General features: G+C 52.6%; 17 protein-coding genes. 13 read left to right on the top strand and 4 right to left on the bottom strand.

Features of this window, described 5'->3' with window-relative positions; genetic code table 11:
* Positions 1 to 82 precede the first annotated feature (82 nt).
* The 8 genes from IM300_RS01830 to IM300_RS01790 all read left to right on the top strand — a co-directional run bounded on the left by IM300_RS01830 (position 83) and on the right by IM300_RS01790 (position 8,340).
* Positions 83 to 574: a hypothetical protein gene (locus IM300_RS01830; protein WP_193035014.1), complete on the top strand. Its 492-nt coding sequence runs from the start codon at positions 83 to 85 to the stop codon at positions 572 to 574.
* An 81-nt stretch (positions 575 to 655) separates the two neighbouring features.
* Entirely contained in the window at positions 656 to 1,645 is a 990-nt protein-coding gene (locus IM300_RS01825) for a hypothetical protein (RefSeq protein ID WP_193035103.1), read from the top strand.
* Positions 1,646 to 2,575: 930 nt separating this feature from the next.
* Positions 2,576 to 3,052 (top strand): hypothetical protein, encoded by a 477-nt coding sequence (locus IM300_RS01820; RefSeq protein WP_193035012.1) that lies wholly within the window; start codon positions 2,576 to 2,578, stop codon positions 3,050 to 3,052.
* Between the two features lie 3 nt (positions 3,053 to 3,055).
* The gene (locus IM300_RS01815; RefSeq protein ID WP_193035010.1) at positions 3,056 to 4,732 is read left to right on the top strand and encodes an S-type pyocin domain-containing protein; all 1,677 of its coding nucleotides are present in this window, start codon (positions 3,056 to 3,058) and stop codon (positions 4,730 to 4,732) included.
* Positions 4,729 to 5,196, top strand: coding sequence for a DUF6392 family protein (locus tag IM300_RS01810; RefSeq protein ID WP_193035008.1), 468 nt, complete (start codon positions 4,729 to 4,731; stop codon positions 5,194 to 5,196). Before IM300_RS01815 ends, IM300_RS01810 begins: the two co-directional genes overlap by 4 nt.
* 564 nt (positions 5,197 to 5,760) lie before the next feature.
* Positions 5,761 to 6,936 (top strand): OmpP1/FadL family transporter, encoded by a 1,176-nt coding sequence (locus IM300_RS01800; protein ID WP_193035006.1) that lies wholly within the window; start codon positions 5,761 to 5,763, stop codon positions 6,934 to 6,936.
* Positions 6,937 to 6,999: 63 nt separating this feature from the next.
* Positions 7,000 to 7,629, top strand: a complete 630-nt coding sequence (locus IM300_RS01795) for a winged helix-turn-helix transcriptional regulator (protein ID WP_063451976.1) — start codon at positions 7,000 to 7,002, stop codon at positions 7,627 to 7,629.
* A 99-nt stretch (positions 7,630 to 7,728) separates the two neighbouring features.
* Positions 7,729 to 8,340, top strand: coding sequence for an outer membrane beta-barrel protein (locus tag IM300_RS01790; protein WP_193035004.1), 612 nt, complete (start codon positions 7,729 to 7,731; stop codon positions 8,338 to 8,340).
* A gap of 58 nt (positions 8,341 to 8,398) precedes the next feature.
* On the opposite strand, the gene IM300_RS01785 is transcribed toward IM300_RS01790, so the two are convergent.
* Entirely contained in the window at positions 8,399 to 8,797 is a 399-nt protein-coding gene (locus IM300_RS01785; protein ID WP_193035002.1) for a hypothetical protein, read from the bottom strand.
* 170 nt (positions 8,798 to 8,967) lie between these two features.
* Between IM300_RS01785 and IM300_RS01780 the strand changes: the two genes are divergently transcribed.
* Entirely contained in the window at positions 8,968 to 10,950 is a 1,983-nt protein-coding gene (locus tag IM300_RS01780) for an alkyl/aryl-sulfatase (RefSeq protein WP_193035000.1), read from the top strand.
* A 77-nt stretch (positions 10,951 to 11,027) separates the two neighbouring features.
* Here the strand turns inward: IM300_RS01780 and IM300_RS01775 are convergent, their stop codons facing one another.
* Both IM300_RS01775 and IM300_RS01770 read right to left on the bottom strand, forming a co-directional pair.
* The gene (locus tag IM300_RS01775) at positions 11,028 to 11,912 is read right to left on the bottom strand and encodes an SDR family oxidoreductase (RefSeq protein ID WP_063869213.1); all 885 of its coding nucleotides are present in this window, start codon (positions 11,910 to 11,912) and stop codon (positions 11,028 to 11,030) included.
* Positions 11,913 to 11,973: 61 nt separating this feature from the next.
* On the bottom strand, positions 11,974 to 12,363 hold the full coding sequence (locus IM300_RS01770) for a YdeI family stress tolerance OB fold protein (protein WP_063869470.1): 390 nt from the start codon (positions 12,361 to 12,363) through the stop codon (positions 11,974 to 11,976).
* 139 nt (positions 12,364 to 12,502) lie between these two features.
* Between IM300_RS01770 and IM300_RS01765 the strand changes: the two genes are divergently transcribed.
* Genes IM300_RS01765 through IM300_RS01750 form a run of 4 tightly spaced genes read left to right on the top strand, consistent with a single transcriptional unit; the run spans position 12,503 to position 14,999 of the window.
* Positions 12,503 to 13,006, top strand: coding sequence for a hypothetical protein (locus tag IM300_RS01765; protein ID WP_193033174.1), 504 nt, complete (start codon positions 12,503 to 12,505; stop codon positions 13,004 to 13,006).
* Positions 13,007 to 13,015: 9 nt separating this feature from the next.
* Positions 13,016 to 13,462, top strand: coding sequence for a DUF421 domain-containing protein (locus IM300_RS01760; RefSeq protein WP_112791665.1), 447 nt, complete (start codon positions 13,016 to 13,018; stop codon positions 13,460 to 13,462).
* Positions 13,463 to 13,477: 15 nt separating this feature from the next.
* Entirely contained in the window at positions 13,478 to 13,996 is a 519-nt protein-coding gene (locus IM300_RS01755; protein ID WP_063451970.1) for a 2-oxo-tetronate isomerase, read from the top strand.
* Between the two features lie 16 nt (positions 13,997 to 14,012).
* Positions 14,013 to 14,999 carry an SDR family oxidoreductase gene (locus IM300_RS01750; protein WP_193034998.1) on the top strand — a complete coding sequence of 329 codons (987 nt, stop codon included), beginning with the start codon at positions 14,013 to 14,015 and terminating at the stop codon, positions 14,997 to 14,999.
* Here the strand turns inward: IM300_RS01750 and IM300_RS01745 are convergent, their stop codons facing one another.
* On the bottom strand, positions 15,000 to 16,625 hold the full coding sequence (locus IM300_RS01745; RefSeq protein ID WP_063451968.1) for an alpha-amylase family protein: 1,626 nt from the start codon (positions 16,623 to 16,625) through the stop codon (positions 15,000 to 15,002).
* Positions 16,626 to 16,627: the final 2 nt, after the last annotated feature.

Genomic DNA, 16,627 nt, shown 5'->3' with positions numbered 1-16,627 from the left:
ATGACCGATGCGGGGAGACGCCGCAGGACCAAACACGCCTGTGATCGACCGATAGTCTCAACTCTCAAGAGGAGTAATTACTATGTTATTCAATAACCAAGACTGGAAATTGTCAGTCACCGACATCAATCTCTACGGGAATACTGTGAGTCTGGACGGTCAGTCCTATCCGCTGTCCCTCGCTATCAAGACCCTCATTCCGGGCTACCTGTCAGGCCTGCCGTCTACCAGCCGCGAGGCAATGGAGTTACTGGAAGCTCTGGCTGAAGCTGGCGTGACCATTGGTAACTTCTTCAGTAATGACCTGATGACCGCCTACCAACGCCGCCAGATGAATAAACGTGTCGAGGCTGAGCGTATCGCTAAAGAGCTGGCGTCTCAAAAAGAGCGAACCCGCGAAATGTTCATGACCGAAGACGAATGGCAGAAAGAGTTACAGCGCCGCGAACAGGTCAAAGCTGAACGCCGGACCTATGGTGAGAACCTCCGCAGTGCTACCCATTCCGCTGGTCGCTCCCATGCCGCTATTGTCGCTGACCTTGAGTCAGGCGGTAACTGGATGGACAGCCTGTAAAACACACAGTCCCTGACCCGATGTTAGGGACTCCTCAGTTTTGAGGACTCACAGTATTTAAACTAATTTAGGAGATTGATTATTATGACGATTAAAGACGCTTTCCAGTTCGGCATTGAGCCAGTACGCATCACCGACACCGACAACATTCAGGTCAATGAAGGTCTGCCGACTAACGCCGACCCGCAGGTCTATGCCCTCCAGTTAGCTAAGACGGTTAAGGCTATGCTGAACGGTGTACTTAAAGACGCTCAGGAAAACATTCCGTTCCCTGTAGAAGTCCTGCCGACCCGTAACAGCTTACCGACGCCAATCATTGCTCACACTCTGGCTGACCGCTCTGTGGTCGTTCCTGTCCGTGGTGGTAAGCGACCTGAAGTCGTTACCGTTCCGTCCGGTCAGGAGATTGTGGTCGAACCGATTGCACAGGCTATCCTCGTGTCCCACCAGACCAAGCTATGGGACACTAAGTCTTCCACTGGTTTCACTCAGGGGACGCTACAGCAGGATGCTCTGAACATCTGCGATAATGTGGTCCGTACCGTTAACTCTAAGATGGTCGACGTTCTGGAGTCATCCAAGCTGCTGAAGACCGTAGAGCTTCCGGTCCTGACTGGTAGCCTGACCGCTAAGGCAGACACTATCATGGACGCTCTGTACGAGAACACCGAGTCTTCCTTCGGTTCTGAGGTTACTGATTACGGTATCATCGCCCATGAGTCACACCTCAAGGCTCTCTCCCGTCTGGCTGCTAAGCAGGGCTTCGGCGGTGAAGACGCTATTGTCGATATGCTGGGGACAGACATCGCCTATTACAACGGTGAGGACCGAGGCGTCTTCATGATGGCTAAGCGCTTCACGGCTCTGAGCTTCGGTTGCTTCCGTCACGATGGCGAGAACATTACTGTGGTCTTGTCCCGTGATGGCGACTCTCAGTCCCATGACCTTGAGATTCTCGGTAAGGTATTCGTGGTCGCTGAGGCTGCTACGACCATCAAGATGGGGACTGGCTCGGCTACTGCCGTCCTGCCTGTAGTCAAACGCCTGAGCTTCACTAAAGAAGCCAACTAACAGTAACGACTATTGGTCAGACTTCCCCTAACTAGGTGTCTGGCCTTTATTTGGTGTTATGTTATTACATTTCAATTATTAGGAGGAGGACCAAATGGACCTACACAAAGTCTATCTCGTGGTCTTCCTGCTGAAGCTGGCTCTGGTAGTCGTGCTGATGGTCTGGCCTAAAGTCTGATACTGATGAGTTTTGACTGAAAAATGTGAGACCCTATCTAATACAATAAGCCTGACGATTTACCCCGTAGCCCGACCCTCAGTCTGACCAAAGGGCGCGGGTAGTCAGTGACTGTGTTCTATTCCTTTTGTGGGAACATTACCTCCTTCAAGTCTTGACCTTCAGCCTCTCCATGTGTAACCATCACTGTAACCACTGGATTCATCAGTCTTTAAGAAACAAGAAGTTAGCTAGTTGTCCTCGGCTCCCTTCGCCCGCTCCAAACAAACCTTTTTCAAGTTCTCTTAACCCCTACAAAACCCACTAATCATAAGCATCTCAAGCTGATTCAATGTTTTAAAATTATACATCGCTTTATATATACCGTATATTGTATATGGCAATGTATATAGCTGGTTCACCATTCTTTGATACTTTACACCCTGTCAATCCCTGACCTTGAAATCAGGCACGCTACGCCGCGCGAGAATCCATATATGCTTAGCGATGGTAACAGACTATCAGCGACCGGACATTCAGAAATGCTTTAATTTAAGTTAGTCCCTTTTTATCAGGGGCGTTTTTTGTGGCGTGGTAATAACGATATAAATTATGGAGTTTTCTGAGGTAAATACTTAAAATTCATGTTAATTATTATTCCCTGTTTTATATTTTTATATTGAATATGAACCAAAAGTGCTGAATAAAAATAGTTAATTCGAATTCGTAGTAAAATTATTTTTTTAAATGGACTGAGAATAAAGGGAATTTATATGGATCAGCAATGTAACAGTGAATTAACGCCAGAAATAAAAAATCAGCTGGAAGCATCGCCATTTGCAGCGAAAGACATTGCCGCAATGGAAGATGAGGCACTTACGATAATCGCGAAGGGCAGGGAACCGGAAGGCTGGCACCCGGTGAATGCCATCTGGCGCATAGCCACAGAAGGAAGCATGACCCGGCTCGGGGGAAACGTTGCCCCGGTTGAGCTTGAATCAAAGCTACGATTGGATAATGGCCGCTGCGCCAGCATTGACCCTGACGGAGATAGTTTTACCTACCCTGACGGCAGCACAGCCACCAGTGAAGGAAAGGCCAGCATGTATAAGGGGGCTGGCGTTGTACTGGTAGGTAGCATATTCGATAACGGTGACGAAATTATCAGCACGCCGCAAGGCCACATTTATCTGGCCGCGCGTGAAGGGATTGTGCGAGGGGCGGATTTGCTGACAGTCACCGGAGCGTAACGTATGGGATACCGTACCGATAACTTTGGCCGGGGACAGGCGCTTGAGAATGACAGGACCACCACCGGCGCCAGGTGTATAGCCTCCATCACGGACAGCACTGAATTTGGGCGCAGGATACTCAGGGTAGGTGATAAAACCACGCCCTGTCCCAGATGCGGGAAACAGGGCGTCATTGTATCAGGTGAAGAACGCGTGACATTTCACGGAGTACCCGCCGCCGTTCACGGTTCAAAAGTACATTGTGATTGCCCACCGGGTTCGAACCGGGTGATTGCACCTGCGGGCCAGTGGCTGGGCCGTGGTCGGGACCCGGTTGAGGTTGCCAGGGAAAAGCACACTGCAAAGCTGGCAGCAGAAAAGGAAGCCGAAGAAAAACGCAGGGAGGAGGAAAGGGAGCGCAACCGGGTATTTGCAAAATCCTGCCTGCGCGGTGAGGGTTGTAATAATGCCGGTGACCAGCGCGAGCCCCACACCAATTTTGCTGATATGGCTTTTTTTCAGGCCATGCCCGCCAGCGACCCGGCAACCGATTCAGACACCCCGCAGCACGCCCAGACCGCAAAAAAGAAAAAGCCAGACGATATCCCCAGACCGAAAAAGCGCAGCGCCCTTTATCGCTGGTGGAACGGCAACCATGAGGAAATGGATTATCAGGCCGCCGTTGCTGCCGCAGCTGCGGCTACACGCGCGCAGACGGCTACGGCAGGCGCAAGCCTGCTGGAGCTGATAAGCGGCAGGGCGCTGACCTACGGCACCTGGGCGGTGCGGGGTACTGTTGCCGGACCCGGTGCACCCGTGGCCGGGCTGCTGGTGGGGATGATGCCCGGCAGGCTGAATGACGGCGAACAGGATTTTATTGACCGTATGCGCCTGGAGCAGATGAACGAAGCCCCGAGCCGTGTTCGCTATACGTGGGAGAACGACAGCGGGGGGAACCCGGTGCCGCATGGCTGGCATACACCGCCTGGCCGGGACAGTGTGCGCGTCAGAAAAATGGAGTATGACAGCAGACAGCAGGCTTACACCTTCACCACCGAGGAAGAACCACGCATCACCATCGTGTGGACGCCTGACAGAACGGGTGAGGAAAAACCGTGGAATACCGGCAACCAGGCGCGGCCGGTGCTGCCGAACCCGGTTGTTGTTGACCCGCTGCCGGATAACACCGGCATAACGGCGACCACCGGCCCGGCACCGGAGGAAAAGAGTTTCGCGGATTACATTCTGGTCCTGCCGTTCCCTGACCTGCCGCCAATTTATATCTACCTGAGCAAACCGCCGGTGGAGTTTCTGGAGGTCGAGTTGTACAGTGACTTTAAACGCCGTTCGCGGCAGGGAATGTATGAGGCTGACCATATGCCATCGGCTGCGGCTGCTCGCGCCTACTTGAGGCAAAAATATCCGAAGCTCGACACTAAACAGTTAGATCTAATGGCAGAAGATGTCGCTGCGATTGTTGTTCCCAAAGAAGTGCATCAACAATTAAGTGAGACATACGGTGGACGTAATAAACCAGCACAAATTGAGCAGGATTCTCAGAATCTGCGTGCAGCTGCGGATCGCAATCTGGATGCCGTTAAACCAGCATTAAAAGAACATGGGGCAACCGAATCTCAGATAGAAGCGGCAAGGGTGAAAATGCATAGGCTGAACAATGAAATAGGGCTATATAAATGACGGTGAACGTTAACGCTTTAATTGACGCAATAGGAAAGAGCTATCAAGAATTGTTTGATGAAGGGTTAATACCTTATAAAACGAAACCAACGGGTTATCCTGGAGATCCTGATTTAACACTGGATATGGCAAGAGAGGGTGTTCACCTCACGTTCAAAAGAGAGGGGCGTCTGTTATGGTCGATTATCCTCAGTATTCAACATGATAATATTAAGGGATGGATCTTTCCTAATGAATTACCTTCTCCCCTTGAAATTACTATGTCGCGGAGCTGGACACATGAAACTCTGGGGAAGCCGGAGCGAAGTTCTCCCCCTGAGGTCATCATGAAAAGAGCTTTTGGCTGGACAGATATTTTCACAGTTAGTGGACGATCTGTTCCGATGAGTATGCAGGTTAACTATGATACGGCAGATATGGTTTCTTCTGTTGTGTTTCTTCCTACCTCAGAACTGCGCTGGTAAGCCACTTAGTATTAAAACAACACACCACCAACCTAAAAATTTCGTTTGGGTTGGTGTTGTTTTCTGCAAGTTTCCTTAACCTCCGTGTTTACTTGCTTTCGGTGGCTTTGTATTGCTCGCTTGTAGTACCCATGGCGTAACGCGCTGAGTTGCACATTTCCTGTACCCTGGATACCCTGAGATTAATCCTAATAACTCAAGGGTGAGTATGGCTAGCGGGAAGAGAAAGAATCAAAAGGAATCGCCTGAAGAAGAGTTAGATCGCCTGCTGGATGAGCTTGAACTCACACCGGAGCAACGGGAGTTTATCGAATCCATGCGAGAGGATAAGAGCGATCCCAGTAGTGAGTAACGCTTGTCTTAAGCCGAACGAGTACAAACGGCATGGTAAGACATTCTTCTCCAGGTGCAGGCAAAATAGCGGTGCCTTTGTTCCGGCTGTCGCTGGAGTGTCATAAATATAAATACGCACGCGCATAATTTAAAATTAAACCCTCTTCCTTTTTACGTCATCAGGCGCCCCTGTTATATCTGTCGGCAAATTTTTTATTTCCCGGATCGCAGATGAATACACGACTCCTCCTGTGCGCTGGCGTATTAGCCGCCTCCAGTGCCCATGCCAGCGCCCTCTATTTTTATGAAGCAGGCACCGAAGATACCGCGCTTGCCGGCGCAGGGCAGGCCGCTCGTGCGCAGGATGCCTCGACAATTATGACCAACCCTGCCGGCATGGCGCGGTTACCGGATCATATGGTCACCGGTGGGTTACAGGTGATGGACGGCTCCATCGATAACCAGCTGGATAACGATAACGATCAAAGCCCCGGCGACGTGATGAAAACCATCCCAAATGCCAGCGCCTTTTATAGCCAGAAGGTGACCGATAATCTCTATGCCGGGGTCGGGCTTTACGGTAATTACGGCCTGGGGATCGATTACGGCAGCTGGTCGGGCGACAGGCTCATCAAAAAGAGCACCATGGTGGCCATGACGCTCAGCCCCTCGCTGGCCTATAAGCTTAACGACCGTCTCACGATTGGTGCGTCTGCCAACGTTAACTATGGTTACTTCTCGCTGACCCGCAACGTTAACGATGATGACTACCGGCAACGCGATGAAGACCTGGCCATAAGCTATCGGCTTGGGCTGCTGATGCAGCTGACTGACCAGACGCGAGCCGGTATGACCTGGAACAGCGAAACGGACTACAGCTTCAATATTGACGGCAAAGCGCGTCTACAGAACGGCACCTACGACCTGCCGGTGTCGGCGCAAATCAGCGCGCCGCAGCAAATCATGCTCAGCCTGGTGCATGATATAAACCCGCGGTGGTCGGTTATGGGCGATCTCGGCTGGCAGGACTGGAGCCGGTTCGGCGCGCCGCAAATTGTTGTCGGGGAACGGCAGCTGAACAACGTCAGCCGCCTCAAGGACACGTGGCATGGCGCGGTGGGCGTGCAGTATCGTCCAACGCCTCAGTGGCGACTGAATGCCGGCGTGGCGTTCGACAGCTCGCCGTATGAAAGCCAGAGTGATGTGGCCTTAACCTTACCTACCGGCGATGAGTGGCGATTTGGCACGGGAGCCCAGTATCAGATCACCCCGGCCAGCAATATGGGTATTGCCGTTTCGTATCTTCATATGCAGTCCTCGCATGTGAAATCGCCGACGGCGTTTGCCGGAAGTTACGACCATCCTTATCTCTGGTTTGCCAGTGTCAACTACAGCTATCAGTTTTGATCGGCTAACCGCTTAAAATATATGGTCTATACTCGCAGATATTCAATGTCAGAAGGTTGTATCATGCATATTTTACCGCCTGTTCGACCCGAAAAATCCATCGAACGACTGACCGCTATCCTTGAGCCGATAGCGGAGAAAGTGCAGGTTGTCCCGCGCAAGCGACTCACGTGGTTACGGAAAGGGAAGCAGCAGATGTATCTCTTTCTGGAAGGAGAGTTGTCCCTGCTGCGGGCCTCGGATGGACTGGTGGTAGTAACCGTTTACGAGCCGCATTTGTTTGGTATCGCAGAGATGATCCAGCCTACCCAGGGGCATTTTCTGCGGGCCGAGAGGACGTCGACCATTTTACGTCTCGATGCGGACAAAGCGGCAGCGTTGTTTCGTGCCGAGGGCGTCTGGGAGGATGTTGCGGCGCTGCTCTCATACCACACGGCCTATTTGATATTCCGTGATGCGCAGGTACTACAGCAGCGTACCTATTCGGTTATTCGTAACCACCTTCAGGAAATGATTTTATTACCTGAAGAGACGCGTTTACGAACCACGATTCTGGAATATATTCAGGATCGAACGCTGCTCTCTCGCAGCAGTATACTCAATGTATTATCCGCCCTTAAGCAGGGAGAATATATCTCCTTCAAGCGCGGTGGATATCTGCTGGAAGTCAGGCATTTACCTGAATCATTCTAGCGAAAGTTTAAAATTAAACAGAAATAGAATTAACGAGGCTGTTCATTTTCTATATCGTTTGCTTTCTAAATTTTATTTTATCACGTAAACGGTATATTTATGAAAAAGACAGTTATCGCATTGATTATGGTAAATGCGTTTACCGCCACTTCAGCGTTAGCCGCCGCGGATGCGGGTACCTGGTACGGCGGAGCGAAATTCGGCTGGTCTCACTATTTTGATACCAGTACGGGTTCAAAAGCATTTGATGACAATAATTCCGACCACTTCAATTTTGACCATGATAATGTCGGCGGAGGTGTTTATACGGGTTATCAGATTACCCCATGGCTTGCGGTAGAAGGCGGTTATGACTATTTAGGAAATATGCAGATCAAGGGTCAACATAGCGCAGGAGCGCAAATGAAGACTCAGGGCCTGCAAATGTCTCTGAAGGCGAGTTACGCCCTGACCAATGACTGGGATATTTATGGCCGTGCCGGTGCGATGGGCTATCGCGCTGAATCCGATGTAAGTGGTCACAATCGCTTTGAAACCGGCGTGCGCCCGCTTGCAGCCGTAGGTACTGAATACGCCTTCAACAAAAACTGGGCGGGTCGTCTGGAGTACCAGTGGGTAAGCAACGTGGGAAATGTTAACCAGATCGGTGTGAGCAGCGACCTGAGTTCCGTCACCGCAGGGCTTAGCTATCGCTTCGGTCAGTACGACTGATGCCCGTGACATTACTCATAATAAAAACCCGGCTACCGTGTAGCCGGGTTTTTTGCATTCAGCTGGATAATAACGGTTCAAGAATGAGGTGAATATTTTGCAGGCCCGTTAAGTTTTTATCTTTCAGGTACTGCTGATTAACCATATCTAATTGTTCCAGTTTGGTCAACGAGGCATAGACGCGTTGAACCGCACTGTCAGAAACAAAAATTTCTTTTGCGGTTGTGCCCTGAAGATACTGCGATTTTACGCTGCGCGTTAAGTTATCAATCTGCTGTTTATTTTCCTGATAAAGAGACGCGATATGAGAAATCTGTGCCTGCGGCGGTTTCTCTCCCGGCAATACCAGCGGAATTTGCAGATGATTAATCTTTTCAACGTTATCGGGTGGGGAAGGACGACATGCTGTTAATGTGCTCAGGCTTAAGACAGCGAAAAAGAACGGCAGGCTCTTCATCGAATCACTCCGGAAAAATAATGGGACTCAGCATTATCCCTGAAGACCGCAGCGACGAAAGGTTAACCTTGTTTATTTATAAACGTTATTTTCTTAGGTAAAAGAAAAGTCCGGTGATAGCCTCCTTTCCCCCCTGTACCGCCAGCGTGAATATGTCTCCTCGAGGAAGTATGAAATTTAAAACTCTCGTTAGTGCGATGGCCGTTGCTGGTCTGCTCCTGGCCTCGTTGATCTCATTGCCTGTCCTGGCACAGAAGGACGTAAAGGAGGCAACTGCCCGTACGAAGGAAATGAATGATGCACTTTATGGTCAGTTGCCCTTCTTTAATAAAACCGATTTCCGCAATGCGCATAAAGGCTTTATCGCCCCGCTGTCGCCTGCGGTGATTAAAGATGAAAAAGGCGCCGTTATCTGGAATCCCCGGCAATATGCTTTTATCAAAGAAGGGCAAAAAGCACCTGATACCGTCAACCCGAGCCTGTGGCGTCAGGCGCAGCTGAATAATATCGGTGGTCTGTTTGAGGTCACAGAAGGCGTCTACCAGATCCGCAACCTCGATCTGTCGAATATGACGATCGTAGAGGGTAAAGAGGGGATCACGGTTATCGATCCGCTGGTGTCTGCTGAAACTGCCAAAGCGGGCATGGATCTTTACGCCAATAATCGCGGCAAACGTCCGGTTGTTGCCGTTATTTATACCCATAGCCACGTCGATCACTATGGCGGCGTGCGTGGCATAGTGAATGAAGCCGAGGTGACGTCCGGCAAGGTGAAAGTCTATGCCCCAGCCGGTTTTATGGAAGAGGCGGTATCGGAAAATATCATGGCCGGAAATGCCATGAGCCGGCGTGCCAGCTATATCCATGGAAACCTGCTGAAGCCCGGCGTGAAGGGGCAGGTGGGGGCGGGTCTGGGGAATACCACCTCAGCAGGCACGGTGACGCTCATCGCGCCCACTCGCACTATTGTCGAAGACGGGCAGAAAGAGGTTATCGACGGTCTCACCTATGACTTTATGCTGGCCCCGGGCTCGGAAGCGCCTGCGGAAATGCTCTGGTATATAGAAGAGAAAAAGCTGATTGAAGCCGCGGAGAACGTCACCCACACGTTGCACAATACTTACTCGCTGCGCGGGGCGAAAATACACGATCCGCTGGCATGGTCAAAGTACATCAATAACGCCATCGATCGTTGGGGTGATAAAGCGGAAATCATCATCGCGCAGCACCACTGGCCCACGTGGGGTAACAAAAAAGTGGTGAAGCTGATGAAGAGCCAGCGTGATATCTACCGCTATATTAACGACCAGACGCTAAGGCTGGCGAATAAAGGGCTGACGCGGGATGAAATAGCCGCTAATTTCGCCCTGCCTTACGGGCTGGCAAAATCCTGGGCAGGCCGCGGCTACTACGGCTCGGTAAGCAACAATGTCAAAGCCACCTTTGTCTACTATCTTGGCTGGTTCGACGGCAATCCGGCGACGCTCGATGAACTGCCGCCGGTCGAGGCGGCGAAAAAGTATGTCGATTACATGGGGGGAGCCAGCGCGATCCTTGAAAAAGCCCGTATTGATTACGCCAGGGGGAATTACCGCTGGGTGGCACAGGTGGTCAGTAAAGTCGTCTTCGCCGATCCCAATAATAAAGCGGCGCGCGAACTGGAAGCCGACGCGCTTGAACAGCTGGGATACCAGGCCGAGTCAGGGCCGTGGCGTAACGCCTACCTCACCGGCGCGCAGGAGCTGCGCCACGGCGTGAAGAAAATGCCGACGCCCAAAACCGCCAGTCCGGATGCGGTCCGCGCCATGTCGACGGAGATGATTTTCGATTATTTCGGCGTTCACCTTAACGGCGTCAGGGCAGCGAATATCAGCGGCATTTTTAACGTTGATTTAGGCCGTGAGGGCGGCAGGTATAAGCTGGAGCTGGAAAATGGCGTGCTAAACCATAGCGCCAACGCTCAGGCAGAAGATCCGGATGCGACCATAACGCTCAGCCGGGAAACGCTGAACAAAATCATCCTTAAAGAAACCACGCTGAAAAAGGCGCAACAGGCAGGTGAGGTGACGATCGTCGGCAATGCCGCAAAGGTGGATGACATGCTGCGCTGCATGGAAAGCTTCCGTTTCTGGTTTACTCTCGTTACCCCTTGAACGTAAAAAAGGCTGCTTTCGCAGCCTTTTAGCATTCGCATGCAATAATTTGCCGCGTGGCGGCTTCGCCTTGATCGTTAAATGACGCCATCCCCGCCGTCTGAACACCATACCTGGCCGGATGTGTATGAACACTCATCCGAGGCAAGCGTGACGTACAGCGGCGCGATTTCGACGGGCTGACCCGGACGCCCCAGCGGGGTGCTCTCACCAAAGTGTTTCACTTTTTCCTGCGGCTGACCGCCGCTGGGCTGGAGCACGGTCCAGTAAGGTCCTGGTGCTACCGCGTTAACGCGTATCCCTTTCGGCCCCAGTTGCTTCGCCAGCGCTTTGGTGAACACCGCGAGACAGGCTTTGGTCTGCGCATAGTCAAGCAGTACGGCGCTCGGTTTTACCGCCTGTACGGATGAGGTGTTGATAATGGACGCGGGGGCTTTCAGGTGGCGTAGCGCCGCTTTAGTGATCCAGAAAGGCGCGTAAACGTTGGTTTTGAAGGTCGCGTCAAAATCTTCCGTGGTCAGCTCTTCGAGCGACTCGCGGTACTGCTGGCGGCCAGCGTTATTCACCAGGATATCCAGCCCGCCCAGCTTGCTGACGGCCTGCTCCACGAGGTTCTGACAGAAGGTTTCGTCCCGTACGTCGCCCGGCAGTGCGACGGCGTTGCGCCCTTCGGCTTTAATCAGGGCAATGACCTCGGCTGCGTCTTCTTCCTCTTCCGGCAGGTAGTTGATCGCCACGTCTGCCCCTTCGCGGGCATAAGCAATGGCTACCGCGCGCCCGATGCCGGAGTCGCCCCCGGTGATAAGCGCTTTTTTACCGGTAAGCCGGCCATGCCCTTTGTAGCTTGTCTCGCCGTGATCGGGAACAGGGTCCATTTCAGAGGCCAGGCCCGGTGGCGTCTGGGGCTGTTCCGGGAAAGGGGGCGTTGGGTAAGCGTTCGTACGTTGTTCATTATCACTCATAGCTAACTCCTTGTTAGGGGTGAGATTTGATGGATAGGTACAGCGTTAACGCTTCGCTGAATTATTTTTGCAGGTGGCTGACCCGCACGACGGGCGGTGATGATTTTTTATCGAGCGAGCCGCTAATACTGATCATGTTGTCAGGCTCCACGGTTCTGTCATCAAATACGGCTTTCGGAATAACAACATCTATTTTCCCGGTTTTATCCTGGAATACGTATTTATCGTCCTTCCCGTCAATAAGGTTGCCGCGCAGTGAAATAGAGGCGCCGTCATGCATCTCTTTCGCCTGAGTTATCGTCATAATGCGCGCATCATCAGTACCACGATAACCGCTGTCCAGCGCATGCGGTGGTGGGGGCGCTTCACCCTTTTGTAACCCGCCGTTATTATCTGCCCATGCAGAAGGGATAATTAATATTAACAAAGCTGTAATGGCTGATAATTTCATCTGATATCCTTCATTTTGCATGTCTTGACTTATTAAGTATTGTTGCTATTCCTTTATGTGGCAAATGTGATAAGTCTTAAAAGCATTTGCGTAGAAAAATCATAAATTTCGGCAATTAAGCGAAACGGTGACGAAAGCCATGGAACCTGAAAATGAAAAAGTGCCCGGGATAAAAGAGAGTAATCGTTTACTGACGTTTGAGTATGCATTTCGTCAGGTTGGTTTTATTGTCCTGTTAGCTATTATCGTGGCCGCGATCGCCGGCCTGTTTTCCAGCGGTGCGCTCAGCGACGTGGAGAAAACAAACGAAGCAAAATCCCTGAATCTGAGCTATGAGCGCTTCGGCCGCCGCCAAACCGAATCGCGGATGGCGCTCACCTTCCCGGTAAAAGCTGAGGGCAAATACACCCTCAGCCTGACCAGCGAAAGCAGCGACGTGTATGAGCCAGGCAGCGTCTGGCCGCAGCCGGACAGCATGTATAGCCGTGGGAATACCCTGTTTCTTGTCTACGATAACTTAAAACAGAGCGATAAGTTCACCGTCTTGCTGTTCATCACGCCGACAAAAGCAGGGAAATGGACAAACAGCATCCGCGTAAACAACGAGCCAGATATCCGCTTCTGGCAGTTTATTTACCCCTAGGAGTCGAATATGGACATGGTTTTTCGTGCCCTGGCAATATACCTGTTTCTGGTGATCGTGTTTAAAGTCGCCGGGCGGCGCGCCCTGCTGCAAATGACCAGCTTTGACCTTATTTTGCTCTTAATTATCAGTGAGGCGACACAGCAGGCGCTACTGGGCGAAGATTTTTCCGTTACCGGGGCGATGATTACAATAACAACGCTGGTAGTGGTGGATATTATTTTTGGACTGATGAAAAAATATTCTTCCTCCGTTGAGAATGTTCTCGATGGCACGCCGGTAATATTGGTAGAGAATGGTGTTCCCATCGCGGATAAACTGAGAAAAGTCGATGTATCCTGCGATGATATATTGGTTTCAGCACGCCAGAATCACGGCATAACGGAATTAAAAGATATTAAGTACGCAATCCTTGAGCGTAACGGCCATATTTCTATTATTCCTGAAGAAAATTAATTAAGGGGCACATCCATGAGCAACCTTATTCACGATAACAACACGACCATCAGCGAGCTGACGAAAAAGCTCGCCACAACGCTCACAGACAGAGGGCTGCGTATGACCACGGCGGAGTCCTGTACCGGCGGTAATCTGGCGGTGGCGCTCTGTGCAGAAGAAAACACCGCAGAGTTTTATGACGTGGGCATGGTGGTATTCAGCGACGAAGCGAAGGAGCGGATCCTGGGCGTTAACCACGACACGATTGAACGGTTCACCGCCGTCAGCGAGCAGACGGTGACCGAGATGGCTGCGAAAATTCGCGATATTGCCGAGGCGGATATCGGCGTTGCCATCAGCGGCTATGCGGGGCCGGAAGGCGGAGACGATGGCACCGCAGCCGGTACGGTCTGCTTCGGCTGGAATATTTGCGGGCAGACGGAAACCCGCACCGTGCTGTTCTCCGGGGAATGTCAGGATGTGGTGGAAAAAGCGGTGCGTTATTCGCTGTCTGAACTGATCGAAATACTTTCCGGCTGGGATAACGTCTGAAACAAGGGGAAAGGCTATGGCTGTCATCGTAATTACCGGCGGTACGGCGGGCGTGGGGAAAGCCACGGCGCTGCACTTTGCTAAAGCGGGCTACGACGTGGGCATTATTGCCCGCGATGAGCAGAGCCTGCGCTCCACGGAAGAGGAGTTACGCCGTTTCGGAATTAACGCGTGTGCCGTTCAGGCCGACGTGGCGGACAGCAAGGCGGTGACCGAGGCTGCCAACGAGATTGAGTACCGGCTAGGGGCCATTGACGTGTGGGTGAATAACGCCATGGGCGGGATGCTTGCGCCGTTTCGTACCATGTCCGCTGAGGAATTTCGCCGCGTCACCGAGGTGACCTATCTGGGCTATGTTAACGGCACCCGCGCCGCGCTGGAGTTAATGACGCCTCGTGACCGGGGGACGATTATTCAGGTTGGTTCCGCGCTGGCCTACCGCTCCATTCCCTTGCAGTCAGCCTACTGTGGGGCGAAGGCCGCGATCCGCGGGTTTACCGACGCTGTGCGCACCGAGCTGATGCATGAAAACAGCCGGGTGCAGATCGCCATGGTACAGATGCCGGGCCTCAACACGCCGCAGTTCGAGTGGGCGAGGAATAAATTTGCCTGGGCTATGCGACCGGTTCCCCCCGTGTTTCAGCCGGAAGTGGCTGCCAGCGCGATTTACAAGGTAGCGCAAAAACCGGTGCGGGAGCTGTGGGTGGGCAGCAGCACGATCCAGTCGATTGTCGGGCAATTCCTTTTCCCCGGTTTTCTGGACCGGCTGATGGTCAAAAAAGCCTGGGAAGGGCAGATGACCGATACGCTGAATGCGGACGATCGCCAGGACTATCTGGATCGGCCGGTTAACGATCTGCATAAAATCCACGGGCACTTCACCAACGAAGCAAAAGAGCGCGCCACCAGCGTCACCTCCGGTATGCCGGGGAAAGTGCTGCTCGGATCGCTTGCCGTCACGGGCGCGATCGTGGCTCGTCTGCTGCTCTCCCGGAGACGCTAATCAGCGCAACGCGGTACGATCGGTCCAGAACCAGCGGTAGCCATAGCCGCTGAGGTTAAGCTCAACGGTTTTACCGCAAATCAGCGCGTCGTCGTAGCGTTTGTCCGCCAGGCAGGCGGTCCAGGTGGCGTGTCGGATCCCTCTGGCGGTAAAATTAACGGGCTTATCGCTGAAATTAACGAAGGTCAGGATGCTGCGCGTATCGGTTTCGTAATAGATCCCCAGCACCGCATCGCTGTCGATAGTGATGAGGCGAAACGGCGCGACGCCGATTTCAGGGAACTCGGAGCGCGTATTGGCGATGTCGATAATGCGATGCAGAAGCGAGCTGCGGTGCAACAGGGAGTCCGCCACGTTGATTTTCTGGTAGCGGTACGGACCGTGGTCAATGATCGGGGCGATAAAGGTATCCGGGTCGGCATCTGAGAAGCCGCCGCCTTGCGATCCGGCCCACTGCATCGGAGTGCGGACGGCGTAACGCTCTTCCAGATCCAAATCATCCCCCATGCCAATCTCATCCCCGTAGCGCATGACCGGTACGCCCGGCAGTGAAAATAAGACCGCATGGCAAAAGGCCAGTCGCTTTCGATCGCCATTAAGCATCGGCGCCAGACGGCGGCGGATCCCACGCTGATACACGCTCATCTCTTCATCCGGGGCAAAGGCATCAACGACGGTCTGCTTCGCTTTTTTCCCTATCCCTTCCAGGTCCAGCTCATCATGATTGCGCAGCCAGTTGGCGAAACAGCAGGAGTCTGGCGGCACAATCATCTTCTTTACCGCGTTGCGCAGCGGTCGCGCGCTTTTCTCCGCAAGGCTCACGTAGAAGTACTTATTGAGCCAGAAATTCAGCACCAGGTTCAGCCGATCGTTCTGCCCAAAATACGCTTTGTAGGCTTCGACCTCCACGTCGACTTCGCCGAGCAGGATCGCATCCGGGTTACGCTGCTCGATAAGACGCCGCAGGTGTTCCAGGATCCACAGCCCGCGTTTTTCATCCCCACGTCCGGCCTGTTTTGTCAGGTGCGACGCCGCATCCAGACGAAAGCCCGACACCCCGAGCTTTAGCCAGAAGATGATGATGTTCTCAACTTCCTTCAGCACCGCAGGGGAAGCCAGGTTAAGATCCGGCTCGTGGCGATAGAACATATGCCGGTAGTATTGCCCCGCCTCGTCGTCCCATGTCCAGACGCTCTTTTCCACGCCAGGGAACATTGGGGGCGTATCGTCCTCGTCCGTGTCGGACCAGAGGTAATAGTCCCGGTAGGGTGACTGCGGGTTGCGACGGGCCTGCTGAAACCAGGGATGCGCATCCGAGGTATGCTGGATCAGCAGTTCAATAATGACCTTCATCCCCAGCTCCCGCGCCTGCTCAATGAAGGCGATAATATCGTTGAGCTTGCCGAAGCGGGGATCGACCTGCAAATGGTCGCTCACGTCATAGCCTTCATCGAGAAAAGGCGTGAGGTAAAACGGGGTGATCCAGATAACCGTCGCGCCCATCCGGCGAATGTAGCGCAGCTTCGCGGCGATCCCGGCGATGTCGCCGCAGCCATCGCCGTTAAGATCGTAAAACAGGGCGGTATCAATCTGGTAAATAATGGCGCGTGTATGCCAGCCTGCCATAG

The organism is Enterobacter cloacae complex sp. I2 (assembly GCF_014896205.1).
GTDB lineage: Bacteria > Pseudomonadota > Gammaproteobacteria > Enterobacterales > Enterobacteriaceae > Enterobacter > Enterobacter quasihormaechei.
This window is presented reverse-complemented; position numbering and strand designations above follow the sequence as displayed.